The following is a 25598-nucleotide window of genomic DNA, read 5'->3' as shown; positions in this document are numbered from 1 at the left end:
CACACTTACACCTTTTCAGTAAGCAGTATTTGTTCTATCGCTTCTTTTAACAAATTCTTTGTCTCTTCAAAGTTATAACTCTTCTTTTCTCCCGGTTGTACCGTATAAAACTCAGCAAATGAGCGCTCTTTATATCTCGGGACAACATGCATATGATAGTGCGTGAGTTCGTTAAATATTCCACCATTCTGACAAATTGTAATTCCGTCCGGTTCATATACTGACTTAATCGCTTTTGTAATAATCTTAGAAGCATCCATAATTGATTTTGCTACAACATCATCTAATTCGTCTACTTCTAACACATGCTGCTTCGGCACAATTAAAGTATGCCCCGGATAGAAAGGTGCATGATCTAAAAAGCACGTTACATAGTCATCTTCATATACTTTATATATTTTTTCCTCTTCGTTTGCTAATTTACAACCCAAACAGTCCATTACACTTTCCCCTCTTTCTAAAACATAAAAACGTGAGAATACGGATCTCACGTTTTTATGTTTCACTTTATTAGTTCAATTGTTTCCGTAACTTTTATACTATCTTTTACCGATTGAACAATCGTACAATTTTTCACTGCAAGTTGCAGCGCCTTGTCCAACTGCTCTTCTGTAATGTTTTGTGCTTTAATTTTATAGTGCAAATGAACACTTTCAACTGGTTTTGATAAAGCTTCACTTCTACCAATTTCAGTTTCAATCGTAAACGTATCGTATGTAATACGTTTCTTTTCTAAAATTGTTCGAAAGACAATTGCACTACATCCTGCGATAGAAGAAATGAGTAATTGTAACGGTGAATATCCATTTTCTTTTCCAATCGCTAATTGACCATACGATAAATCTGCTTCTATATCATCGTGTTTGATTGTTAGTTTCATTTGTTTTGTCCATCTCCACTTTCATCGGTTTCTGCCGTTTCTTACTAATATAATAATAATATATATAGCAGAAAATGATAAATGGAATACCGCAGTATAATGCCATTCTTTGTTCAGGAATAAACGCTAAACTAATAACAACGATGCTATTTGTAATTAAAGCTAAAATTGGAACAATCGGGTATAGTGGTGTTCTATACTTTAAGTCCTCTAACTTTCCTCCGCCTTTTATATACTGACTTCTAAAGCGAAGTTGCGATAGAGCAATAATGATCCAACTTGAAACAGCCGATAAACCAGCTATCGATAATAAGTACATGTATACTGTATCTTCAGCAAGGAAACTTGTGAATAGGGATAATCCAGCTACCGCAATCGTTACAACTAACGCTGTAATTGGAATACCACGTTTATTTACTTTCTTGAAAGAAGTTGGTGCCATTCCTTCATTTGCAAGTGACCATAATATACGAGTTGCCGCATATAATCCTGAATTCGCTACAGATAGTAACGCTGTAATAATAACGAAGTTCATAATATCAGCTGCGTATGGAATACCGATTTTATCAAATACGACTACGAATGGACTTTCAATTACCCCTGCTTCTTTCCAAGAAATTAACCCTACTAAAATTGTCATTGTTAAAATGAAGAATAACATAATGCGCCATACTGTATTACGAATTGCACGTGGAATTGTTTTTTCTGGATTTTCACTTTCTCCCGCTGCAATTCCGATTAACTCTGTTCCTTGGAACGAGAAGTTAACTGTAATCATTGTAAGTAATACGGCAGCTAGTCCATTCGGGAAAAGTCCACCATCGCTTACAAAGTTAGAGAAAAGAGGTGCTGCTTCTTTTCCGTCATATGATATAAACCCTAATAATGCACCACCACCAAGAACAACAAACGCAAGAATTGTCACTACTTTAATACTAGAGAACCAAAATTCTAATTCAGCATAACTTTTCGCCGAAATTGCGTTTGAAGCATATAAAATAACGCCGAATACGAGACACCATACCCAAACATCAACATTTGGAAACCATCTTTTCATCATTAAACCGATTGACGTTAATTCTAGACCCACTGTTACTGCCCAGCCGAGCCAGTATAACCAGCCAATCATAAAGCCCGTTCCTGGTCCAATAAACTTCGTTGCATACTTTTGGAAAGATCCTGAAACCGGCATCGCTACCGTTAACTCTCCAAGACAAAGCATTGTTAAATACATAATAAATCCGCCTACTAAATATGAAAGGATGGCTCCCCCTGGTCCAGCCTGATTAATAGTGTAACCTGAACCTAAGAAAAAACCAGTTCCGATTACACCACCAAGTGCGATCATAAATAAATGTCTACTCTTCATCGTGCGATGTAATTTCTCATTCGTTGGTTGCTGCATCTAAATCCTCCCCCTACCATACCCCTATATCTTGTTAAAATTTTCTGATAATAAAAATATACACGAAAGCGATTACAATTTCTATATAAAATTAAAACTTTTCTGATAAAATAATGTAAAAAATCTAATTATCGCAAGATTTAGATTCTATTTAGAGGAAAATAAGGATAATCAAGGAAAAAACCCTCACATATATTGTAAGGGTTAACTGAGTTCTAATCTTCTGGATAAAATTGATAAACTATAATTTACGATAAAGTACATACAAGCTACTAATATAAATGTTGGAATCATGTAATTCACATTTTGCCCGCTAATAATTTGAGCATTATGCATAAGCTCAGGGAGTGATATAACAACCGCTAGCGACGTATCCTTCAGCAATGAAATAAATTGACTGACAAGCGGCGGAACCATTCTCCTTAATGCTTGTGGCAAAATAATATGCCAAAGCGCTTGAACATACGTTAATCCCGAAGATCTTGCGGCTTCAACCTGCCCTTTTTCAATAGACAATAGACCACTTCTAACAATTTCAGATATCATTGCTGCTTCAAATATTGTTAAAGCAACAATTGTTGCTGTTATAATTTCTAATTTCAAGCCTGCTTCTGGAAGTGCAAAATACGTGAAAAATATAATTAAAAGTAGTGGTAAATTTCGAATTACTTCAACGATAATTCCTAATACTTGTGAGACGACAGGTATTTTCATGTAGCGCAATATCCCTATTACACTACCAATAATAAAGCTAAGTACAATTGCTACAAGCGCTACCTCTAATGTTATAAGTAATCCTTTTAATAAAAATAGAATATGATCTCCTGTAATTGCTCCCTTGAAATCCATTTACACCGCCCCCTTTGCCAAGCGTTTTTCTAAATAACGCACTAGCATACTGAGCGGAATTGTTAATATTAAATAAAACATCCCGACAAATATATAAACATCAAACGTAACAAACGTCTTCGTTGAAATTAAATCGCCTTGATACATTAAATCAGCACCAGCAATAATTCCAAGTATTGAGGAGTTTTTAACTAAATTGAGAAATTGGTTTCCTAAAGGGGGAATTACAATTTTCACAGCTTGGGGTAAGACAACATAATACATCGCCTGCACATACGTTAGCCCTGAAGAGCGAGCTGCTTCCATTTGCCCTTTCGCAACTGATAAAATACCAGCACGAATTACTTCTGCAATAAAAGCTGCCGTATATACCGTAAGCGTAACTGTTCCTGCTACAAAACCATTTAAAGTAATTCCTATTACAGGTAAAGCAAAATAGAATATAAATGCAATTAATACGAGTGGAATATTTCTTACAAACTCCACAAAAGCAGATCCTATCCAATTTAAAATACGAATAGGTGCAATACGCATTACTGCCAAAATTACTCCTAAAATAAAACTGCCTATCAATGCAATTACACTAGACATAACTGTATATTTAAATCCTTCTAAATACATATCAATGTTATTCGTTAATATAGAAAAATCAGGCACATATTCTCCCCTCTTTCTTTACAAGAAGAGGATGAGTACTCTCATCCTCTCACTTTTACTATCTATTTTTCTGGTTTTTGTCCAATCCATTTCTCATATAATTTGTCATACTCCCCGCTTGCTTTCATGTCTTTAATTAAAGTATTAATCTCTTTCGTTAAATCATCTGCCCCTTTTTGCACTGCAATTCCGTACGGTTCATCTGTGAAAATTTTTCCTACTACTTCATAATTAGAATCTTGTTTTGCCATTCCGTAAAGGATCGCATTATCTGTCGTTAACACATCACCTTTACCTGCCTTTAACGCTGTAAATGCTTCACTATAATTTTCAAATTCTAATACAGTCGCTTCTGGTGACTTTTGACGAATGTTATTTGTAGATGTTGATCCTTTTACAGCTAATACTTTAACGCCTTGTTTTATATCATCGACACTCTTAATATTGCTTCCTTTTTTCACAAGTAACGATTGTCCTGCTTTAAAATATACATCTGAAAAATCCACTTCTTTTTTGCGTTCTTCCGTAATTGTCATTGTTGCAATAATTGCATCAATATCACCATTTTTCAGCATTGGAATACGTGTTTTAGACGTTACTTCTTTCAGCTCTAGCTTCTTTTCATCTCCAAGAATCTTTTTCGCAAGTGCCTTCGCGACATCAACATCGAATCCTTCTACCTGCCCTGTTGAAGGATTTTTTAATCCAAATAAATTCGTATCATTCTTCACCCCAACTACTAATTTCCCTCGTTTCTTAATTTGCTCAACAGCCCCGCCTTGCTTCGTATTTGTTTCCTTTGCCTCATCTTTCTTACTTCCGCATCCAGCAACAACAAGCACGAATAAACATGAAAATACGATTAAAGTAAATAATTTTTTCATTTTAAGCATGAAATTCCTCCTCTAATGATTTAGCACCCGACTTAAAAATAAACGAGCTCTTTCTTGTTCAGGATGTACAAAAAATTGCGCCGGTGTTGTATCTTCAATAATTTGACCATCATCCATAAATAAAATCCGATCTGCTACTTCTCGCGCAAATCCCATTTCATGAGTGACAACGACCATTGTCATCCCTTCTTTAGCCAGCGCTTTCATAACATCAAGTACCTCTCCAATCATCTCTGGATCAAGAGCAGACGTAGGCTCATCGAACAGCATAATTTCCGGCTGCATCGCAAGTCCTCTAGCAATTGCTACCCTTTGCTGTTGTCCTCCGGATAATTGATGCGGATATACATTAGCCTTCTCCGGGATTCCTACTTTCTCTAAATAAAACATTGCTGTTTTCTCTGCTTCTTCTTTGGAAACTTTATTTACTTTAATCGGTGCTAATGTAATATTTTGCAGAACTGTTTTATGTGGGTATAAATAAAAATGTTGAAAGACCATCCCAATATTTCGCCGCAATTCATTCATGTCCGTTTTTTTATTGTGTACCTCTGTATTTTGTACAATTAATTCTCCATCTGTAATTGCCTCTAATTGATTTATACATCGAAGCAATGTACTTTTTCCTGATCCTGAAGGCCCGACAACTACTACCACTTCGCCTTTTTTCACTTGCACATTAATATTTTTCAAAACTTGAAAGTTACCATAATATTTATTTACATTACGAAACTCTATCAACATACTCCCCCCTTCCACTAACAAAGCATGTACATTCTTTTTATATTCAAAAATAGGCAAAAAAATAACTTCCAGCTTCATTTTGTCCATAAAAAAAGCAAAGGGATCTTCCCTTTGCTCCTTCGTTCCTATTCTATTAAGATACTTCCTCTTTCTTATCTTTTCCGTATTCATGCTCCCAGAAATCAGCATTTTTAATACCTAATGGTCCTGGGTCAAATACTGGATCTTTTCCTTCTTTTTTCTGCTTTTCATAATCCTTTAATGCGACTAATGCAGGTTTTTGTAATAGTAAAATCGCAATGATATTTACCCATGCCATAATTCCTACACCGATATCACCTAAAGCCCACGCCGTTGCTGCTGTTTTAATACAGCCGTAGAATACAGCTCCTAAAAAAACAAATTTTAGTACCATAGACAACCAAGGACGGTCTTTATCTCGATTTAAGTACGCGATATTCGTTTCTGCAATGTAGTAATACGCCATAATTGTTGTAAACGCGAAGAATAATAACGAGATTGCAACGAAACCATTTCCAAATCCAGGGAAAACAGATTCTACCGCCGCCTGTGTATATCCTGGTCCTGGCTGAGCACCATTTAATTTATTAACGATAAAGTTTTTTCCGCTTGCATCAAATACGTTATACATGCCTGTAATAATCATCATAAATGCTGTTGCTGAACAAACAAATAATGTATCAATGTAAACGGAAAATGCTTGTACTAAACCTTGCTTAGCTGGATGTGATACTTCGGCTGCAGCTGCTGCGTGTGGTCCAGTCCCTTGTCCTGCTTCATTGGAATAAATACCACGTTTTACCCCCCAAGAGATTGCTAAACCGATAATACCACCGAAAGCAGCTTCTAATGCAAATGCACTTCTTATAATTAACATAAATGCTTCTGGCAATTTTTCAATATTCATAGCAACAATGACGCAGGCTACTAAAATATAGCCTATTGCCATAAAGGGTACGACAACTTGCGCTACGTTAACAATTCGCTTTACTCCACCGAAAATGATAAGAGCTAATACGACAACTAATATAGCCCCTGATACGGTAGTATTAATACCAAAAGCAGTTTCTAAACTTACAGCAATACTATTTGCTTGCACACCTGGTAATAACAGCCCTGTTGCAAGAATTGTCGCTGCAACGAATACTAAAGCATACCATTTAACTCCTAGACCTTTTTCGATGTAATAAGCAGGACCACCTCGGAACTGCCCTTGATGTTTCGTCTTATATATTTGTGCTAATGTCGATTCTACATAAGCAGAACCTGCCCCTAAAAAGGCTACTGCCCACATCCAAAATACAGCTCCTGGTCCACCAAATGCAACCGCTGTTGCTACCCCAGCGATATTTCCTGTTCCAACGCGTCCTGATAATGAAAGTGCTAACGCCTGAAATGAAGAAACACCAGCCTCTGATTTTTCTCCTTGAAATGTCAGCTTCACCATTTCTCCTACGTGCCTTACTTGTAAAAACTTCGTTCGAATGGAAAAATATAAACCTACTCCTAAACATAAATAAACAAGTGCTGGACTCCAAACAATATTATTTAACCAATTTACGAAAGCTTCCAACATTCCCCCTCCTTCTTTATAAAGAATATTCAGAATATATATAAAATTATAAGTGTATACCTAATCTAGGACAATATTATTTTAATAAAATAAACATATTTTTGTATAAAAAAACAAAGTATATATTTGTTTTATATACTTTGTTTTGAACTAAATGTATTATATATTCACAATTACTTCTCTTTTAATAATTCTTTCGTATAGCTCTTCTGATAATTTCAAGAAGTTATCTGGCATATCTTTTCCCTTAAACTTCTTTTGAAGCGTTCCATATAAACCTATATCACGTAAACGTAAAAATAGTGGTAACGATTCATACCAACTATTCGCAAGCTCATGTTCATATTCGTATCCTTTTCTTAACACTTGTAGCTGTTTACGAGCAAAATCTGTCTTCTCTTCCACTGTCCACGGTGTAAATAGAACAGAGTAGTATAGAACCATCGCTAAATCATGTATAAAGTAATTATAAGCCGCATCATCAAAATCAAAGATTGTTAGCTCTTTACCATCATAATGAAAATTACCTTGATGGATATCACCGTGCATAAGACCAAACGTTTCTCTTTCAACTGGAAGGGCCTTAATTTCATCCATTAATACCGCTGCAATCTTTTTCACTTGATCATCTTCTAATTCATTAACAATTCCACTTTCGTCTTCTTCCCACGTATCACGGTAGTCTGTTTCAGGATAATCCATTGTAAGGCGATGTAGTTGTCCAATTGCTTTTCCCCACGCTTCAAAGTAAGCCTCTCCCCAATAAGGTGATTCCTCTCCTTTTACTTGCTCGCCTTTTGCATATGTAAATAAGGAAGCGAAAAAGAGCGTCCCATCCTCTGCTACGATTTCTTCTACGAGATTTTGAGACTTTGAATAAAGAGGTCCCGCTACCTTTGCTCCGTTCTCCGCAACATATCGTAAAAAGTCTAGTTCAGCCTCTACCTCTTGTTTAGAGCGATGAGAAGAATGTGTTAAACGTAATACGTAATCTTCATCATTATCACCCTTCGCCTTAAAAATATAATTCTCAAAATCTCCAAGTGGCTTTTCTTCTACTGTTACATGAAATTCTCTTGCCGCTCTTGCTAAAATTTCCTTTGTAAAAACACGTTCTACAGCTATTTCCATATGTATCCCTCCTATATATCTTCTTAATTCGACACAAATGTTAGAAGTACTGCTATGAAATTGAATAATGCACAAAAGACAATGTAACGTAACTTTCAATCCTCTTTTTTAAAAAAATAATTCAAGCATAAATTTCTCACAAACGACAAAAATTAACAGAAACAATTGCACTTTAAAAGAGGTGGAAATTATGACCGAGAAAAAAGAACAACAAGAGAGTAAAAACCAAAAGCATATGTTTCCATCACTTCCGGAGAACATTAATTACATTGAAAATAAACTTTCCCATTCTGATGATATAAAAAAATTAGATCTCCCTTTTCAAAATGGAAAAGGAACAATCTTATATATCGAATCTTTAGCAGATCCAAATCTAATTCATCAATTTGCTCTTGAACCATTATTAACGCGTTCTGATTTGTCCTTAGATAAAGCCTTTTCCACATTAAATATGAAAAAAGAAACGAATTTAAATTATGGGGTACAGCTCTTATTACAAGGTAAATCATTATATTTTCATGAACATGTCGACAGTTTTTGCATTTTCGAAACAGCTTTATCTTTAAAGAGAGCTATAACAGAGCCTGATAATGAAGGGATTGTACGCGGACCACATACTGGTTTTGTAGAAGATTTAGCAACGAATTTAGCCTCTATTCGTAAACTCATTAAGAGTCCAAATGTAGTTGTTAAATATTTTACACTCGGTGAAGAAATGCACACGAAAGTAGCTATTGCTTATATGCAAAACATAGCTAATGACGATTTAGTTACAGAAGTAAAAAGAAGGTTAGAAACTATAAAAACCGATTCCCTTATGGCACCAGGTTATATACAAGAATTTATAGAAGATAATTCTTTCTCGCCATTTCCACAACAATTAAATACAGAGCGACCAGATAGAACTGTCGCTAATTTAATGGAAGGTCGAGTTGCTATATTATCTGATGGAGATCCAACAGCACTTATCGTTCCTGTTACGTTATTTGCTTTCTATCAATCACCAGACGACTATAATAACCGCTGGATTGTTGGTTCTTTCGTCCGAATGATTCGCCTAGTGAGCTTCTTGATTGCCTTTCTCTTACCAGCTATATATATCGCAACCGTCGCTTTTCATCCTGATGTGCTGCCACTTGAACTCGTTTATACAATTAAAGCTTCTTTAGAAAAAGTGCCGCTTCCTCCTATTTTTGAAGCTCTCTTAATGGAATTAATCTTTGAATTATTACGGGAAGCTGGTATTCGCTTGCCAAGCCGAGTTGGACAAACAATCGGTATTGTAGGCGGTTTAGTAATTGGTGATGCGATTGTAAAAGCCGGACTCGTTTCTTACACAATGATTATTGTTGTAGCTTTAACTGCAATTGCGTCTTTTCTCGTTCCATCCAACGACATGAGTTCAGCAGTTCGTATTCTTCGTTTTCCACTAATGATCCTTGCTGCTATATTCGGATATGTTGGAATTTCATTTGGCTTAATTATAATTTTCGTTCACTTATGTCAGCTTCATTCTTTTCATACACCATATCTTTCTCCTCTTGCACCAATGAATATAAAAGATATGAAAGATGCTTTTGTCAGACTTCCAATTTGGTCATTTGGGGAACGACCACATGATTCAAAGCCGAAAAAAATGCAAAGACAACTTGTAACGAGGGAGGATGAGAACAGTGACAAACACGCAAAGTAAAATTTCGCTAGTGCAATTTACCTTTTTCGTTATTCAATGTCAAATCGGAGTTGGTATACTTTCTTTACCAAACCGTCTTCACCCGATAGCGAAAGGTGGCGGATGGATTTCTGTTCTCATCGCTGGGCTCGCGATTCAACTTATCATTTTCCTTATGTGGTTCTTATTAAGAAGGTTTCCTAATACAAATATATATGAAATTGTTTGTATGATGTTTGGTAATAAACTTGGAAAACTATTAGGATTCTCTTATGTTTTTTATTTTACCCTTATAGGTATGACCGTTATGTTAAATGCTTGTAATGTCATTAAAGTATGGGTTTTGCAAGCAACTCCTTGGTACGCAATTCTCATATTATTTACAATAGCTTGTTGTTATGTAGCTTATAATACGTTTAAAGTCATTGTACGATTTTATGTTATGGCCTCTATTCTCATTTTACCAATGGCCCTTTTAATTGCCCTTGGGCTCACGCGAGCTGATTTTTCTTATATTTTCCCCATTACAGAGGCTGGATGGTTGAATATTATTCAAGCATCTAAGGAAACAATTACAGCCATGTATGGTTTTGAAATTATTCTTATTGCTTTTCCAAAAGTAAATGGGAATCCGATTGCACGGCTAAAGGCCATTTCTATCGCTAATGGATTTGTAACTCTTTTTTACACTTTTACCGTTTGGATTTGCTTTATCGTATTTAGCCCAAAGCAAATTGAGCTTATTCCAGATCCAGTCGCCTACTTATTGCGATCCTTACATATCGGGATTATAGACCGTACTGATTTAATATTCATACCAATTTGGATGATAACTGTCGTAGCTTCTATCGCTAGTTGTTACTACGTTGCTTCTATAGGCATTGGGCATATATTCAACCTTACTAATCATAAAAAATCTGTTCCAATTGTTGGACTTATCTCTTTTAGTATCGCCTTATTTATAGATACACCTGAAGAATTAAAGTCGATTGCAAATTTCACTGATAAATTCACTTATATTTTCATTGTCTTTCTTCCTTTTTTATTTCTTCTTTATTCCTTATTAAGAAATAAGAAAGGAGCTCCATATGCACAAAAAAACAGTTAAATTATGTAGTATCTTATGTGCTAGCTCACTTCTTTCTGGTTGCTGGGATCAAGAGCCTTTAAGGGAGGCTAGATTAGCTTATAGTATTGGATTTGATATTACAGAAGAAAATCAACTTCAGCAAACGGTTGAACTTGTAAGAAGTTCAGGAAGCGAACAATCTTCATTTGAAAATGAAATACATTCAGCAACTGGCCATAACATACGAGACACTAGCGATACTTTGAAAGAAAATGTGACTGGAAACATTCGATATTTCAAATACGGTTTGCAACTTTTGGGAACAAAAATTCAAAAAAAAGGAATATTTCCTTTTTTAGATATTAGTTTTCGAGACCCCACAAACCCTACTGCTCTGGTAAAACTTATTTCAGTAGATGGTGAAACAGCTGAAATACTAAAAAAAAAGAAAGTAGGAAATTTACTAATTGGAGATTTCCTAAAGAAAAAAGTGAAAAGTTTAGAAGATATGAGTGTGTTCCCAAAGGAAACTTTAGAAACAGCTGCTACAAAAATGTTAGATCCGGGTAAAGATTTCACCCTCCCTTCTATAAAAATAAAAGGAAAAGAAGTTATCACAAACGGGTTATCTTTATTTAATAAAGATAAATTAACTGGACATTTACCTTTGAAACAATCTGTTTTATTCGTGTTATTAACTGGAAAAATGGGAACAAGTGCCCGTATCACCCAAAAACTTACTAGCGATGAATCAGAGACGACATCTGATTATTTAACGATGGAAATTAGCAATCGGAAATTAAAACGAGACTTAAAAATAACAACAGATAAAAAAGGAAATGTTTATGCTCACATTAAGCTTCAACTAAAAGTTATAGCGCTTGAGGCTCCAAGAGATAAGCTTTATAAAATGTGGGAACGAAAAAAACTAAATAAAGAATTATCAAAGCAACTTACGAAAGAAGCGAAACAAATAACAAAAAAGCTACAAAAAGCAAACTGTGATGCTTTCGGTATCGGCAGACACCTTATCGCTTATCACCCTGATTTATGGAAGAAAAAAAATTGGGATAAAGATTATGCAAAAGTAAAGTTTAAACCTGAAGTAGAAGTAAGCATTTTGTATAGTGGTGTCTTAAAATAAAAGGTTGTATGCCTCCTCGGCATACAACCTTTTATTTCGTATATCTATATACAATTGATTCATATGGCCTTAAGTTAAGATTATTAACATCCACACTTGAATCTTTATAATTTGATAATACTATCTCTTGTTCCATTCCATCCAATTGAATATTCACTGGTACGGAATATGTGATGTCTTCTCCATAAAAGTTATTTACAACAAGTAATACTTCATTCTCTACAGCACGTGTATATGCCCAAATCTTAGGATGATTTACATCTAAAATAGCATACTCTCCTTCTGTAATAACATCATATGTTTTTCTTAGTTCAATTAGTTTTTTATAATGATAAAATACAGACTCATTATCTTCTAATGCCTTCTCTACGTTTATTTCTTTAAAGTTTTCAGCGACCGAAATCCAAGGTGTGCTTGTTGTAAACCCGCTATTTATTTCTTCATTCCACTGCATCGGAGTGCGAGAGTTGTCACGAGATTTCTGCTTTAAAATCCCTATAATCTCTTCTTTTGATAGCCCTTCTTTTAGCTTTATATCATATATATTTAACGATTCCACATCACGATATTGCTCGATGGACTCAAATTTAGGATTCGTCATACCGATTTCTTCCCCTTGATAAATATAAGGCGTTCCTTGCAGCATGTGCATGGCTGTCGCTAACATTTTTGCAGATTCGTTTCGGTACTTTCCATCATCACCAAAGCGTGACACGATGCGAGGCTGGTCATGGTTACACCAAAATAACGCATTCCATCCTCCGCCCTTTTGCATTTCAATTTGCCAGTTAGACATAATCTCTTTTAATTTAATAAAATCAAACTCTGCTTTCGTCCACTTATCACCATTCGGATAATCTACTTTTAAATGATGGAAACTAAACGTCATGCTTAATTCATTGCGCTCAGGGTTAGAATATTTAATACAATTATCAATTGTCGTAGATGACATTTCTCCAACTGTAATTACATCTGTTCCTGCAAAAACATTTCGGTTCATCTCTTGTAAATATTCATGAACACGCGGACCATCTGTATAATACTTGCGTCCATCACTTGTCGCAGTATTACCTTCATCGTTTAAGAAGTATTGGTCTTTTGAAATTAAGTTAATGACATCTAATCGGAATCCCGTTACCCCTTTATCCAGCCAAAAACGCATCATATCATATACTTCTTCACGAAGTTTTTCATTTTCCCAATTTAAATCAGCTTGTGTTTCATCAAATAAATGTAAATAATATTGCTCCGTCTTCTCATCATATTTCCAAGCAGATCCACCAAACTTAGACTGCCAATTATTTTTTTCATCACGCCAAATATAGTAATTACGATATGGACTATTTTTATCTTCCTTCGCTTCTTTAAACCACTTATGTTCAGTCGAACTATGATTTACAACAATATCAAGCATAATCTCAATGTTACGTACTTTCGCTTCTGCTAAAAGTTCTTCAAACTCTTCCATCGTTCCGTAAGATGGATCAATGCTGTAGTAATCACTTACATCATATCCATTATCATTTTGTGGTGATTGGTATATCGGTGTTAACCATATATAATCCACTCCGAGTTCTTTTAAATAATCTATTTTCTCTGTAACACCTTTTATATCCCCGGTTTCTCTATTGTAATAACTATTAAAGCTCTTCGGATAAATTTGATAGACTACACTTTTATGCCAATCCTTCATGTTTAACTTCCTCCTACTTCTGTTTTACTCGTTTTGCAAATAACCACGTTAACGTAAATGGAATTACAACTGCGATAATCATTCCGACAATAAACATTGGAATCGATTTCGGAATGATAGAAATAAATGCTGGTAATCCGCCAATTCCGATAGCAGGTGCTAATACACCATTTAACGTAATAAATATAGCTGCAATAGCCGATCCAATAATCGCTGCATAGAACGGGAATTTATTTCGTAAGTTTACACCAAACATAGCTGGCTCTGTAATACCGAAATATGCCGAGATTGCTGATGTAGATGCCATACTTTTATCATTTTGATTTTTAGAAATCCAGAACATCGCAAGTGCCGCACTACCTTGCGCAATGTTAGAAAGAGCGATCATCGGCCAAATAAATGTGCCACCGTGCTGTGCAATCAATTGTAAATCAATTGCAATAAACATATGATGCATACCTGTAATTACAAGCGGTGCATATAATGCTCCAAACAATACTGCTCCAGCTACTGGTACTGTTTCATATACACCTACTAATCCTACTGTTAATAAATCTCCAATATGACGTGTAACCGGACCGATAATTCCTAATGCTAACACACCTGTCACAACGATTGTTGTAATTGGTACAACTAATAATTGAATTGCATTTGGTACATGTTTCTTTAAGAAAACTTCTACTTTACTTAACACAAATGCAGCTACTAAAATAGGTAAAATTTGACCTTGATATCCTACCTTCTCAATTTGGAACAGTCCTAAAATATCGAAGTACTCAATCTTTTGTCCGTCTAAACCAGTCGCTGCTTTTCCATAGTCCCACGCGTTTAATAAGGCTGGATGCACAAGCATTAATCCCATAACAATCCCTAGTATCGGACTACCACCAAAACGCTTCGTTGCTGACCAACCGACAAGTGCTGGTAAGAATACGAATGCTGTATTCGCCATCATATTAATTAAATCCCAAAGCCCGCCTAAGTTCGGATAAACATCTAATAAATTTTTCCCATCAAAAAATAAGTCCTTTGCGCCTAATAGGTTGTTAATACCCATTAGCAAACCAGCTGTTACGATCGCTGGTAATATTGGCATAAATACATCCGAAAATATTTTTACAAACTTTTGAGCTGGATTTAACTTCTGATTCCCGGAATCTTTTACGTCAGCTACAGTCGATTCTTTCATACCTGCAAGCGTTATCAATTCCGCATAAACACGATCTACATCCCCTGGACCAATTACAATTTGAAATATCCCAGCGTTATGAAACGCCCCTTTCACTAATGAAACAGACTGTAATTTATCATTATCTATTTTACTTTCATCTTTTAAAGCGATACGGAGCCTCGTCACACAATGTGCAGCTTGTTCAATATTGTCTTTCCCTCCAATATACTGCAACACTTCCTCTGCTGTTTTACGATAGTCTTTCCCCATATTCCCGTCCCTCTTTTCTTTTTTTGATACCGTTTACAATTACATATTAACTCGTATATATAAGTTAGTCAACACTCGTATATACGAGTTTGTGTTTTTTTTATAAAAAAAAAGAGATGAAACAATATTTTGTTCCACCTCTTTACTTCCTGCGTGCCACATCCGAAAAGTGAAAAATATCTAAACGGTGGCGTGATTCTGTATATTCAAACTGACTTCCATCATACAAATGTGTAAAATTTTTCACAACGACAACATAGTCTGTTCCATTTAAATCTAAATACTTTCTGTCATCCTCTGTACATGACTGTACTTCGATTACCCTCTGTGAATAGCTAATATGTAGCCCTAATTCTTTCTCGATGTATTTATAAATTGACGCCGTTGCAATTTCTTTCGTTAACCCTGGAATAAACTCAGATACAAAATGATTTATATCTAAAATTACTTTTTCTCCATCAATATTTCGTACACGTTTAATATGGTCAATCTCTGTTTTTTCTTTTACATTTAATAATTTCGCAATTTCTTTTGTGGCTTTTTCTTTGTCCATTTCCACAACTTCCGTAATACAATGACGTCCTAAACGTTCATTTTCTTCTTGGAAACTTACAATACCGCCAAAATTAAATTCAATATTTTTTCGCTTTAAAACAAAAACACCTTTTCCATGAATTTTTTGCACATATCCACGCTCTTGCAGTAAATCTACAGCTTTTCTTACCGTCCCTCGGCTTGCCTCATACTGCTTCATTAATTCTGTTTCTGATGGGATTTTGCATCCCTCTTTTAATTGTTTATTATCAATAGATTTACTGATTTCTGTATAAATTTGTTCATACTTACTCATCATCTACAATAGCCCCTTGTCACCTTCTAATTCTATATGTATTATAACATGCTTCACTCTTCTGCCAATCTCTCACTTATTTTCCAGTACAAGAAAAATATAGGTAAATATTTAATCTTTAAAACGTATTTTTATAAAAATTTTTATATTTTTCTTTTCATTCAAAAAAACATGTAGTATACTAACTTCAAAATCAGAGGAGAAAGGGAGCAAAGAACTATGCTTACTTATACAACAAATGTAGTTACATTTGCACAAAAACATCATCATCATACGTAACCCTTGAAACCTAGCGGAAAAATTACGCGTAGGTACAAGGGTTATTCCCGTTGTACCTACGCTTTGGCGAAAGAGCCATGTAGGTATTTTTTTATCTACATGGCTCTTTTTTTATTGTCAAAAAGCTAGTAAAAAATGATGTTTAAGCAAAACTTACTACAAAGGAGTTAACAAAAATGGAAACGAAAAAATGGGGATTATGGGTTTTAACAGCATTTGTTATCGGGAATATGGTTGGCGGTGGCGTATTTATGCTTCCAGCAAATTTAGCACAAGTATCAGGTCCAATGGGTTCTACACTCGCATGGAGTATTACAGGCCTTGGCGTATTTATGATTGCACTTGTATTTGGAAATTTAGCGATTCGGAAACCAGAATTAAAAGCTGGACCACAAAGCTACGCTCAAGCGATGTTTCCTTCAAAAAAAGCTGGTAAAGTTGCAGGATATAGTATGGCATGGGGATATTGGGCTGCTAACTGGGCTGCAACAGCATCTGTTATTATTTCCTTTGCTGGATATTTATCAACATTCTTTCCAGTTTTACAAAGTAAGCAAATTCTTTTTTCAATAAACGGATTTTCACTAGAACTCGGAAAAGGATTAACTTTCCTCGTATGTAGCCTTATGCTGTGGGGAATTCAATATATTCTTTCTCAAAATATTGATCGAGCTGGAAATATGAATCTACTTGCTACCATTGCAAAAATTATCGGATTTACAATGTTTATTGTAATTACATTATTCATTTTCAATGCCTCTAATTTCGGAGACGGTCAAACCTTTATGAATGAAGCAGGACAATCCATCTCGTTAGGCGGACAAATCAATTCAGCTGCTATTGCAACACTCTGGGCATTTATCGGTATTGAATCAGCAGTTATGCTTTCTAATCGTGCAAAATCACAGCGCGATGTAAAAAAAGCTACGATTTTCGGATTAATTATCGCTCTTCTTATTTACATGTCAATTACTTTACTTACAATGGGAGCTCTTCCGCAAGATGCTTTAAAAGAGTCTCAAAAACCATTAGTAGACGCATTAAATTTAGCAATTGGAAATAAAGGCGCATATATAATGGCTTTACTCGCTCTTATATCTTTATTTGGATCTACAGTTGGCTGGATTGTTGTTAGTTCAGAAGTACCTTACCAGGCAGCAAAGAATGGACTTTTCCCTAAGTTTTTCGGGAAAACAAATAAAAAAGGTAGTCCTTCAAAATCATTATTGATTACAAATGTAATGACGCAAATTTTCTTATTTTCAACGATTTCTGGTACTGTTTCAGAAGCTTATAGTTTCGCTATTGTCGTAGCAACATTAGCCTATTTAATTCCATACCTAGTTTCTACTCTGTACCAATTCAAACTGGTTATTACAGGAGAAACGTATGATATAATGCCTGGTTCTCGAATAAAGGACGGGATCATCACTACATTAGCATTTGTATACTCAATTTGGGTTATCAAAACGGGAACTGCTGATTTAAAAACGTTCTTCTTAGGAATTGGATTGTTCGTATTAGGTCTTATTCTTTATCCAGTACTAATGAAAGACTCACAAAAAACGGATTAAATAAAGAGAAGCTGCTGGCTTCTCTTTTTTATTAAAAATCTGTAATTAACTTTTCTTTTAACTCTCCTACAGATAAAGGTTTCGCATAATAAAATCCCTGTACATAATCACAGCTCATTGATTGTAACAAACTCTCTTGCTCTACTGTTTCTACCCCTTCAGCAACTACTGCTAAATTTAAACTATGAGCAATTTCAATAACAGATTTTACAATTGTTCGTTCTGGTTGCGCGTGATCATAATGAAATTCACGAATAAAATTACGATCAATTTTTACAATATCCAGTGGTAGTTGTTTTAAATAATATAAGGAAGAATAGCCAGTTCCGAAATCATCCAAAGCAATTAAAACACCCATATTTCTTAATTCTTGTAATGTAGCAATAATATAATCAAAATGGCGGACTGCGATGCTTTCCGTTATTTCTAATATTAAACGGTTCGGAGGAAAACCAGTTCTCTTTAAAATGCTACGTACAGACAAAATAAAACGTTTCTGCATTAATTGTTGTATAGATAAATTCACAGATAACTTTAGCCCTTCTTGATAATTTGGCAATGTTTTAAACAATCGGCACGATTTTTCTAATACCCAGTCTCCTAGCTTTATAATAAGTCCAGACTCTTCAGCTACCGGGATAAATTCGCTTGGTGCAATGGGTCCGTCTTCTGTCATACAGCGTACTAAAGCTTCTATACCAGAATATCTCTTCGTTTTCAAATCAATAATAGGCTGCAATGCTACATCTAACTCTTCATCACGAATTGCCTTTTGCAAAGCAAACTCAACTTTCATTCTACGATTTATTTTCGCGCGTAGCTCATCTGTAAAGAAACATGCAGCGTTTCTACCTTGTTCTTTTGCACTATACATAGCTAAGTCAGAGTTTTTCAATAACGTTTCCACGTCTTGTCCGTCTTGTGGATAAGAACAAAGTCCTAGACTAGCTGAAATGTATACTTCATGGCCTTCCAATATAAATGGTGCCTGAAAACATGACAACACAGATGTCGCTAACTGACTCATATCATCTTGCCTATGATTTTTTGTTAACAGCACAAATTCGTCGCCACCTAGCCTAGCCAGAACATCTTTCTCTCCTAGTACATAATGCAACCGTGAAGCGACTTCGCTTAAAAGTAAGTCCCCTATCATATGACCTAACGTATCATTTACTAATTTAAAACGGTCCAAATCAAAGTAAATCATACCAAATTCTTTTTTATCTGCAATCAATTTATTAACGGTCGTTATTAATTGCAAACGGTTCGGCAAACTCGTTAAAGCATCATGATAGGCAAGTTCCCTATAACGACTTTCACTTAGCCGCAATCTATGTTCCGCTTCTTTTCTACTACTAATATCATTTCGAATTGCGATAAACTGGTATGGCTCTCCTTTTTCATTTAAAAATGGAACAATTGTTGTTTTGACCCAATAATATGTACCATCTTTTGCTCGATTCCGAATCTCACCTGTCCATACTTTCCCATTCAAAATACGTTTCCATAAGTTTTGAAAAAAGGTTTTCGGATGATGTCCTGAATTTAAAATACGGTGATCTTTTCCAATTAATTCTTCTCTTTTGTATTTAGAGATTTCACAAAATTTATCATTTACATATGTAATAAGACCTTTTCGATCTGTAATTGCAACAATTGAAGACTCATCTAATGCTAACTTTAAATCTCGCAATGAAGAGTCATATAATGCATGACCTCTCTGTTCTAGCATGCGCATCTCTCCTTGCTTCCTATCTGACTAAAACACAACCTGTTTCTCTTCATAGAAATAGAGATATTTCATTTTCTAATACTAGCCCATTACATAAATTATCTTTTTAAATAGACCGATTAAAATAACATAATATTATTTGTAATAAAAAGCAATATTATACCGTTTCAATTATAACTAGTAGCTTCTCATCTCCCTAATTATTTCGCACCTTATTATACTGCAATCCTTTTAAGTGGCTCTATCCAAGCCCTGTTTCTAACTAATACCATTCACATCAGATCTCTTTACTCTTTAATAACAAAATAGAAATTAGACCATACTACATAATTATTCACGAATAATAATATGAAAATCTACATTAATGTATATGTTTTTGAATTACAATAACAAAATATTAACATATTTTCACCTTAATTTTGGAAGTATTTTATAAATAAATACCGTATTAAACTAAAAAAGAGGGTAGCCTCTTTTTTAGTTTAATACGAATATGGTATTTGCTGATAACCTGGGTATGGCGTTGGATACGTTACAGGGTATGGTGATGGATAAGTTACTGGATATGGAGCTGGATAATACCCTCCACTTGCTGTACCCGTTAATGCGCCAGCTGTCAGTCCACCTAACACTCCTCCCGCAAAGCTTCCAGGGAAAAATCCGCCTCCCCATGAACTACCACCACCCCAGCCCCATCCGCCTCCGTGATGATGATGGTGATCATGGTAATTGTGTCCTCCATGGTGATGATGTCCGCCGTTATGATTGTGCCCACCATGATTGTGTCCTCCATGATGATGATTCCGATAGTACAATCCATTGTTTTCTATATAATGCATGTTTCTCCGCTCCTTTTCGATTTTTTCATTTTCATATGCGTTAAGAGTGAGATAAAAAATGGGATAGTACACTGTATGTAGGACAAATGCGGAAAGTATAGGTGATATGTCTATATTTTGTAAAAAAAGCAAAACACCTTATAATAAAGATGTCATATTACATCTTCTATTTAAGAAGTCTATATTGAAAAAAGATTAGGGGAATTATATAGAAATGAAGAAGCCTATCGTTCAATTACTATTAATATTTACAATTGTATCTATCGTTCTGTTCCTATTAAATACATCGTATATTTCGTTATATACATTTGTCGGTGCTCTATGGTCCATTACAATCGTAGGAATTTCATTCGTTATTTTTATAGAAAATAGATCTCCACAAAGTACATTAGCGTGGTTTTTAGTATTAGCACTTCTTCCTATTATAGGTGTGCTTTTATACGCTATTTTCGGGCGCAGCCGCTGGAGAAGAAAAAAACATCTCCATCGTTCAGAAGAACAAAGAAAATTATTCCGTGAAATATTAGAAGGAAGAAGACTAGAGTTATTACTCACAGTCCCACTAAATGAACGTTCCATGCATTTAACAGAAGTCATACAAAAATTTGGAGGCGGTCCTGCCGCAGATAGAACAACTACAAAACTTTTAACAAACGGAGATCAAACATTTTCAGAGATTTTGCAAGCTATAGAACAGGCAAAACATCATATACATATTCAATACTACATTTATAAATCTGATGAAATTGGTACAAAAGTTCGAGATGCTTTAATACAAAAAGCAAAAGATGGTGTTATTGTACGCTTCCTTTATGATGGCCTTGGAAGTAATACGTTAAGAAGAAGATTTTTGCAACCTATGAAAGAAGCTGGGATTGAAATTGTAGAATTTGACCCTATTTTTTCAGCTTGGTTACTTGAAACTGTCAATTATCGTAACCATCGAAAAATCGTTATTGTAGATGGAGAAATTGGTTTTACCGGAGGACTCAATGTCGGTGATGAATATCTTGGCCGTTCAAAGAAATTCCCCGTTTGGCGTGATAGTCATTTAAAAATAGAGGGAAAAGCATTATATAAATTACAAGCAATCTTTCTAGAAGACTGGCTCTATGCCTCTAGTGGTTTAAATACTTATTCCTGGGATCAATTCATGAATAGACAATACTTCCCAGGTAAAGAGATTTCAAATGCAGAAGGTGCTGTTCAAATCGTAGCAAGCGGACCAAGCTCCGATGATAAAAGTATTCGTAATACATTATTAGCTGTTATGGGCTCTGCAAAAAAATCTATTTGGATCGCTACACCTTACTTTATTCCAGATCAAGAAACTTTAACATTATTACGCTTAAGTGCAATTGCCGGAATAGATGTACGGATTTTATATCCAGGTAAAAGTGATAGCATCATTAGTGATCAAGCATCTCAATCCTATTTCACTCCGCTTTTAAAAGCTGGTGCTTCTATTTACAGTTATAAAGATGGTTTTATGCATGCAAAAATTGTACTCGTTGATGATACAATTGCAACTATCGGTACAGCGAACATGGATGTACGTAGCTTTGAATTGAATTACGAAATTATTAGCGTACTTTATGAATCAAAAACAGTTCAAGATATTAAACGTGATTTTGAAGAAGATTTTAAACATTCAACTGAAATTAAATGGAACTCTTTCCAAAAAAGAAGTATAAAAAAACGCATATTGGAGTCTTTCATGAGGCTCATTTCTCCTTTACTGTAAGCAATCAACTTCATCTTGATTGCTTTTTCTTTTCCCTTTATCCTCCTTCCTTTTCTTTGCATACCATATTAAAACAAGTTATCATAAGATGTATTACTTTATGAAAATAATGTTAGGTGGGAAATACATGTTAGAACAATTTCATATACATTCTGATTTAAAACAGCAGCTTTCTACGATTCATGAAAAGAATAAACAAGAAGCTGGTGAAAATGCTCATTTAATCGGTACTAAAATATATAAAGCATCTGATAACAGCATTATCGGAGATGCGATTACAGCACTTCTTCTTGGCAAGAACATTCTATTAAAAGGACCGACTGGTAGTGGTAAAACAGTACTAGCGGAAACTCTTTCTTCTTTATTTCAAAAACCAATGCATAGCATTAACTGCTCTGTCGACTTAGATGTAGAAGGTATTTTAGGATACAACACACTACAAACGAAAGATGGTGCATCTGAAGTTTCATTCGTGAACGGTCCTCTTATGAAAGCAATGAAGAACGGTCACTTCCTATATATTGACGAAATCAATATGGCAAAACCTGAAACTTTACCGCTACTTCACGGTGCATTAGATTACCGTAAAATGATCACAAACCCATTTACACAAGAGGTTGTATACGGTGATGACGAATACCGTGTAATTGCTGCGATTAACGAAGGTTACGTTGGAACAAGTGAACTAAATGAAGCATTAAAAAACCGTTTCGTTATTATTGAAGTTCCTTATATTCAAGGTGACACATTAAAAGAACTATTATTAGCAGAATCAAAATTAAATGATGTTGCAACAATTGAAAAGTTTGTTGCATTTGCAAGCGACCTTATGCCTTTAGCTCGCGATGGACGTGTAAGTGAAGAAGCAGCAAGTATTCGTGGTATTATCGACGCATGTGATTTAGGTGTATATATTCCTGTTATGCGAGCTATTGAACGAAGCATAATTGCAAAACTTAATGATGAAACAGAACAAATGACTGTCCGTGAATTAGCAGAAAGTTATTTCTTTGAGGGATAATTTATGAGACAAATTTTTAGTGACAAAAAAATTGATGCGTCGCTGTTTCTACAAATGGAAAACTTAATGTATGCCCTTCTAAAAGAAGACGATGCCTATCTTGAATATGGCTATAAAGCATACTACGACGAAATTGAAAAGAAAGTTGTCATTAGTCACTTTTGGGATGATCGAAAAGAAGAAGATACAGTAATCGGATTAAAAAGCGAAGTGTTCTTAAAAGCACTTGGTAATAAACATTACTCGGACATGACTTTAATTCGTTCTTATGCGATTGAATTGCAAGAATCGCCCCTAAAAAAGTTTTTAACACAATTATTTGTTCTATTAGAAGATTTACGCGTTGAGGAAATCGTAAAGAACTTACGTCCTGGCACGAAGCATATTTTTAAACGCCGAAAAGAAATGTACCGCAATTATTTCGGCTCTCAAAATGAAATAAACCGCGTTCGTAATTATCACGGTGATCGTCTATTTTGCCTATGCTATCTTTCATTAACGAGCGATAAATATGAAATGTTCAATAATGAATATTTCGAGAAAATTGAAGCAATTTTACATGAAACATTCCAAGCACGTAATACAGAAGATATTATGTATATCGTTGAGAAAATTCGCTATCGCTTAGAGGCGCTTCTTGAAAGTGATATGCTTAACAACTATTTCGGGCATGCTCCACTTTACTTATCTGTCCTTGCAGATGAAAAAAACTGTCGCGTCGAAGATTTAGCAAATGATGATACGCAGCTTATAGATGACGATGAAAATAAAAACAAAATGGATGAAAGTTTCTCCACATGGCATCGTGAAAATAAAAATAACGAAAACGAGAACTTTTTACGCTTTGAATTAGAAAGCGGAACAAAAACAAACATGATGGGCGATACTGCTCGTGAATCAGAAGATGGCGACCAAGCACTTGGTTCTGTACAAGGTACCTCTCAAAAAAGTACACAATCCAACTTTGATGGCGCTGATACAGAAGAAGCAAGGGCTTCACACGCTTCTAGCCAGCACGACGGTGCATACGGTAAGTATAATGTAGGTGCTTCTCATACATTTAAAGAAGCTCGCAAAGCAAATATCGATGAGAAAAAAGATTACCAAGCTATCAAATCAGTCGTCAATAAAGATGTAAAAGAATTAAAGAAAATTATCGAAAAAACGATTGAAAATAAAACGAATGCGAATAGTGATAAATATTATGGAAGACTTCGCAAAAAATTCCTTCGTATTTATACCGAAAAACAGCCGCGTATGTTTTATAAAAAAGGACAAGAGTCACAAGAACTCGATGTTGCATTCCAACTGTTAGTTGACTGTTCTGGTTCTATGTATAACAAAATGGAAGAAACGAAGAAGAGTGTTGTACTATTCCATGAAGCTTTAAAATCTTTAAAAATCCCGCACGCTATTAGCGGATTTTGGGAAGATGCCTCTAGCGCTAAACCTGAAGATAAGCCGAACGTTATCCATGAAGTTGTAAATTATAAAAACTCAACGTTACCAAACGTTGGTCCGGAAATTATGCAACTTCGTGAAGAAGAAGATAACCGCGACGGATATATTATTCGTATCGTTTCTGAAAAGCTTGCAAAAAGACCTGAGAAACATAAATTCTTACTAGTCTTCACAGATGGTGAGCCTTCTGCGCTAGATTATCAACAAGACGGTATTTTAGATACGCATGAAGCTGTCAAACTTGCTCGTAAAAGTGGTATGGAAGTAATCGGAATCTTCATCGAAGAAGGTGAAGCGAAAGAAGCAACTTATCAATTAATGAAGAACATTTATAACCATCACTTCTTAGTTGCAAATCATGCTGAAGATTTACGATTGAAGATTAAACCATTACTGAAAAAATTATTACTGAAGACGATTGAATAGAAAAGAGGAGCCTTGTGGCTCCTGTTTTTCCGTTCAATTACTTTGTTTCTGGTTGAAACTTGTATGGAATGCCTACTTCTAATAACGATTCAAATCCTTCGTCATAGTATGGGAAGCGCTCATTCGCAATTGTTCGATCTATCCACTCTATTGCAGAAATTTCACCTTCATCTTCCGCAATAAGTTCACCTTTTACTACATTCGCTCGGAATGTAAAAAATAGTGCATGATTCCCTGATTCTTCAAAGAATTTTTCATTGATCGCAACAAGCCCACCTAACGTAGCAATTAAACCTGTCTCTTCTTTCACTTCTCTTATTAGTGCTTCCTCTAATATTTCACCTTTTTCCACAGCCCCGCCTGGCAATGACCAAACGTTTTGTTCCACATTATGTACCATTAATATTTTATCTGTTTCTTCGTTATGTATTAGTGCGTATACGACGTCAACTCTTTGCATAAGACTTCTCTCCCTCAAAAATAAGGAAGAGCCAATT

22 protein-coding genes are annotated in these 25598 nt (G+C 35.1%); 7 read left to right on the top strand and 15 right to left on the bottom strand.

Annotation, left to right across the window (positions count from 1 at the left end):
• Positions 1-5 precede the first annotated feature (5 nt).
• The 9 genes from MHI26_RS03255 to MHI26_RS03215 form a co-directional block, all read right to left on the bottom strand.
• A complete protein-coding gene (locus MHI26_RS03255; RefSeq protein ID WP_000340514.1) occupies positions 6-440 on the bottom strand; it encodes an HIT family protein in 435 nt (144 codons plus the stop codon).
• A gap of 62 nt (positions 441-502) precedes the next feature.
• The gene (locus MHI26_RS03250) at positions 503-880 is read right to left on the bottom strand and encodes an OsmC family protein (RefSeq protein ID WP_006918002.1); all 378 of its coding nucleotides are present in this window, start codon (positions 878-880) and stop codon (positions 503-505) included.
• Entirely contained in the window at positions 855-2285 is a 1431-nt protein-coding gene (locus tag MHI26_RS03245; RefSeq protein ID WP_001187109.1) for an amino acid permease, read from the bottom strand. The genes MHI26_RS03250 and MHI26_RS03245 overlap by 26 nt, the downstream gene beginning before the upstream one ends.
• A 204-nt stretch (positions 2286-2489) precedes the next feature.
• Positions 2490-3134: an amino acid ABC transporter permease gene (locus MHI26_RS03240; RefSeq protein WP_000345973.1), complete on the bottom strand. Its 645-nt coding sequence runs from the start codon at positions 3132-3134 to the stop codon at positions 2490-2492.
• Positions 3135-3791, bottom strand: a complete 657-nt coding sequence (locus MHI26_RS03235; RefSeq protein WP_001112668.1) for an amino acid ABC transporter permease — start codon at positions 3789-3791, stop codon at positions 3135-3137. It abuts the gene before it with no gap.
• Positions 3792-3853: 62 nt separating this feature from the next.
• Complete coding sequence (gene glnH, locus MHI26_RS03230; RefSeq protein ID WP_000916491.1) at positions 3854-4684, bottom strand: glutamine ABC transporter substrate-binding protein GlnH; 831 nt, start codon at positions 4682-4684, stop codon at positions 3854-3856.
• A 12-nt stretch (positions 4685-4696) separates the two neighbouring features.
• A complete protein-coding gene (locus tag MHI26_RS03225) occupies positions 4697-5515 on the bottom strand; it encodes an amino acid ABC transporter ATP-binding protein (protein ID WP_327896246.1) in 819 nt (272 codons plus the stop codon).
• 46 nt (positions 5516-5561) lie between these two features.
• Complete coding sequence (locus MHI26_RS03220) at positions 5562-7022, bottom strand: alanine/glycine:cation symporter family protein (protein WP_000387159.1); 1461 nt, start codon at positions 7020-7022, stop codon at positions 5562-5564.
• A 159-nt stretch (positions 7023-7181) separates the two neighbouring features.
• Entirely contained in the window at positions 7182-8153 is a 972-nt protein-coding gene (locus tag MHI26_RS03215) for a phosphotransferase enzyme family protein (RefSeq protein ID WP_061668113.1), read from the bottom strand.
• 190 nt (positions 8154-8343) lie between these two features.
• On the opposite strand from MHI26_RS03215, the gene gerKA reads away from it, so the two are divergent.
• The 3 genes from gerKA to MHI26_RS03200 are packed head-to-tail and all read left to right on the top strand — an operon-like array spanning position 8344 to position 12038.
• Positions 8344-9846 (top strand): spore germination protein GerKA, encoded by a 1503-nt coding sequence (gene gerKA, locus MHI26_RS03210; RefSeq protein WP_061668112.1) that lies wholly within the window; start codon positions 8344-8346, stop codon positions 9844-9846.
• On the top strand, positions 9827-10933 hold the full coding sequence (locus MHI26_RS03205) for a GerAB/ArcD/ProY family transporter (protein ID WP_000185803.1): 1107 nt from the start codon (positions 9827-9829) through the stop codon (positions 10931-10933). Before gerKA ends, MHI26_RS03205 begins: the two co-directional genes overlap by 20 nt.
• Entirely contained in the window at positions 10914-12038 is a 1125-nt protein-coding gene (locus MHI26_RS03200) for a Ger(x)C family spore germination protein (RefSeq protein ID WP_000549144.1), read from the top strand. The genes MHI26_RS03205 and MHI26_RS03200 overlap by 20 nt, the downstream gene beginning before the upstream one ends.
• 31 nt (positions 12039-12069) lie before the next feature.
• On the opposite strand, the gene treC is transcribed toward MHI26_RS03200, so the two are convergent.
• The 3 genes from treC to treR form a co-directional block, all read right to left on the bottom strand.
• A complete protein-coding gene (gene treC / locus MHI26_RS03195) occupies positions 12070-13731 on the bottom strand; it encodes an alpha,alpha-phosphotrehalase (protein WP_061668111.1) in 1662 nt (553 codons plus the stop codon).
• Between the two features lie 13 nt (positions 13732-13744).
• The gene (gene treP / locus MHI26_RS03190) at positions 13745-15172 is read right to left on the bottom strand and encodes a PTS system trehalose-specific EIIBC component (RefSeq protein ID WP_061668110.1); all 1428 of its coding nucleotides are present in this window, start codon (positions 15170-15172) and stop codon (positions 13745-13747) included.
• A gap of 142 nt (positions 15173-15314) precedes the next feature.
• The gene (treR, locus tag MHI26_RS03185; protein ID WP_000987243.1) at positions 15315-16025 is read right to left on the bottom strand and encodes a trehalose operon repressor; all 711 of its coding nucleotides are present in this window, start codon (positions 16023-16025) and stop codon (positions 15315-15317) included.
• A gap of 452 nt (positions 16026-16477) precedes the next feature.
• On the opposite strand from treR, the gene MHI26_RS03180 reads away from it, so the two are divergent.
• On the top strand, positions 16478-17875 hold the full coding sequence (locus MHI26_RS03180) for an amino acid permease (RefSeq protein ID WP_000448446.1): 1398 nt from the start codon (positions 16478-16480) through the stop codon (positions 17873-17875).
• 31 nt (positions 17876-17906) lie between these two features.
• Here the strand turns inward: MHI26_RS03180 and MHI26_RS03175 are convergent, their stop codons facing one another.
• Both MHI26_RS03175 and MHI26_RS03170 read right to left on the bottom strand, forming a co-directional pair.
• On the bottom strand, positions 17907-19610 hold the full coding sequence (locus MHI26_RS03175) for a putative bifunctional diguanylate cyclase/phosphodiesterase (protein ID WP_000893347.1): 1704 nt from the start codon (positions 19608-19610) through the stop codon (positions 17907-17909).
• 482 nt (positions 19611-20092) lie between these two features.
• Positions 20093-20449 carry a hypothetical protein gene (locus MHI26_RS03170; RefSeq protein WP_061668109.1) on the bottom strand — a complete coding sequence of 119 codons (357 nt, stop codon included), beginning with the start codon at positions 20447-20449 and terminating at the stop codon, positions 20093-20095.
• Between the two features lie 214 nt (positions 20450-20663).
• Between MHI26_RS03170 and MHI26_RS03165 the strand changes: the two genes are divergently transcribed.
• The 3 genes from MHI26_RS03165 to MHI26_RS03155 all read left to right on the top strand — a co-directional run bounded on the left by MHI26_RS03165 (position 20664) and on the right by MHI26_RS03155 (position 25101).
• A complete protein-coding gene (locus tag MHI26_RS03165) occupies positions 20664-22193 on the top strand; it encodes a cardiolipin synthase (RefSeq protein WP_061668108.1) in 1530 nt (509 codons plus the stop codon).
• 127 nt (positions 22194-22320) lie between these two features.
• On the top strand, positions 22321-23214 hold the full coding sequence (locus tag MHI26_RS03160) for an ATP-binding protein (RefSeq protein WP_061668107.1): 894 nt from the start codon (positions 22321-22323) through the stop codon (positions 23212-23214).
• A gap of 3 nt (positions 23215-23217) precedes the next feature.
• Positions 23218-25101: a vWA domain-containing protein gene (locus tag MHI26_RS03155; protein WP_001248841.1), complete on the top strand. Its 1884-nt coding sequence runs from the start codon at positions 23218-23220 to the stop codon at positions 25099-25101.
• Between the two features lie 37 nt (positions 25102-25138).
• Here MHI26_RS03155 and MHI26_RS03150 read toward each other — a convergent pair whose 3' ends face one another.
• On the bottom strand, positions 25139-25561 hold the full coding sequence (locus MHI26_RS03150; protein ID WP_061668106.1) for an NUDIX hydrolase: 423 nt from the start codon (positions 25559-25561) through the stop codon (positions 25139-25141).
• Positions 25562-25598: the final 37 nt, after the last annotated feature.

It is taken from the genome of Bacillus sp. FSL K6-1218, from assembly GCF_038006445.1.
GTDB lineage: Bacteria > Bacillota > Bacilli > Bacillales > Bacillaceae_G > Bacillus_A > Bacillus_A thuringiensis_S.
Note: the sequence above shows the minus strand (reverse complement) of the source record. Positions and strands in the feature narration are given on the sequence as shown.

Excerpts from the sequence above, each read along its gene's own strand:
- MHI26_RS03255 (WP_000340514.1), bottom strand. The coding sequence starts at position 440 with ATGGACTGTTTGGGTTGTAAATTAGCAAACGAAGAGGAAAAAATATAT.
- MHI26_RS03250 (WP_006918002.1), bottom strand. The coding sequence starts at position 880 with ATGAAACTAACAATCAAACACGATGATATAGAAGCAGATTTATCGTAT.
- MHI26_RS03245 (WP_001187109.1), bottom strand. The coding sequence starts at position 2,285 with ATGCAGCAACCAACGAATGAGAAATTACATCGCACGATGAAGAGTAGA.
- MHI26_RS03240 (WP_000345973.1), bottom strand. The coding sequence starts at position 3,134 with ATGGATTTCAAGGGAGCAATTACAGGAGATCATATTCTATTTTTATTA.
- glnH (WP_000916491.1), bottom strand. The coding sequence starts at position 4,684 with ATGCTTAAAATGAAAAAATTATTTACTTTAATCGTATTTTCATGTTTA.
- MHI26_RS03225 (WP_327896246.1), bottom strand. The coding sequence starts at position 5,515 with ATGGACAAAATGAAGCTGGAAGTTATTTTTTTGCCTATTTTTGAATAT.
- MHI26_RS03215 (WP_061668113.1), bottom strand. The coding sequence starts at position 8,153 with ATGGAAATAGCTGTAGAACGTGTTTTTACAAAGGAAATTTTAGCAAGA.
- gerKA (WP_061668112.1), top strand. The coding sequence starts at position 8,344 with ATGACCGAGAAAAAAGAACAACAAGAGAGTAAAAACCAAAAGCATATG.
- MHI26_RS03200 (WP_000549144.1), top strand. The coding sequence starts at position 10,914 with ATGCACAAAAAAACAGTTAAATTATGTAGTATCTTATGTGCTAGCTCA.
- treC (WP_061668111.1), bottom strand. The coding sequence starts at position 13,731 with ATGAAGGATTGGCATAAAAGTGTAGTCTATCAAATTTATCCGAAGAGC.
- treP (WP_061668110.1), bottom strand. The coding sequence starts at position 15,172 with ATGGGGAAAGACTATCGTAAAACAGCAGAGGAAGTGTTGCAGTATATT.
- treR (WP_000987243.1), bottom strand. The coding sequence starts at position 16,025 with ATGATGAGTAAGTATGAACAAATTTATACAGAAATCAGTAAATCTATT.
- MHI26_RS03180 (WP_000448446.1), top strand. The coding sequence starts at position 16,478 with ATGGAAACGAAAAAATGGGGATTATGGGTTTTAACAGCATTTGTTATC.
- MHI26_RS03175 (WP_000893347.1), bottom strand. The coding sequence starts at position 19,610 with ATGCTAGAACAGAGAGGTCATGCATTATATGACTCTTCATTGCGAGAT.
- MHI26_RS03170 (WP_061668109.1), bottom strand. The coding sequence starts at position 20,449 with ATGCATTATATAGAAAACAATGGATTGTACTATCGGAATCATCATCAT.
- MHI26_RS03165 (WP_061668108.1), top strand. The coding sequence starts at position 20,664 with ATGAAGAAGCCTATCGTTCAATTACTATTAATATTTACAATTGTATCT.
- MHI26_RS03160 (WP_061668107.1), top strand. The coding sequence starts at position 22,321 with ATGTTAGAACAATTTCATATACATTCTGATTTAAAACAGCAGCTTTCT.
- MHI26_RS03155 (WP_001248841.1), top strand. The coding sequence starts at position 23,218 with ATGAGACAAATTTTTAGTGACAAAAAAATTGATGCGTCGCTGTTTCTA.
- MHI26_RS03150 (WP_061668106.1), bottom strand. The coding sequence starts at position 25,561 with ATGCAAAGAGTTGACGTCGTATACGCACTAATACATAACGAAGAAACA.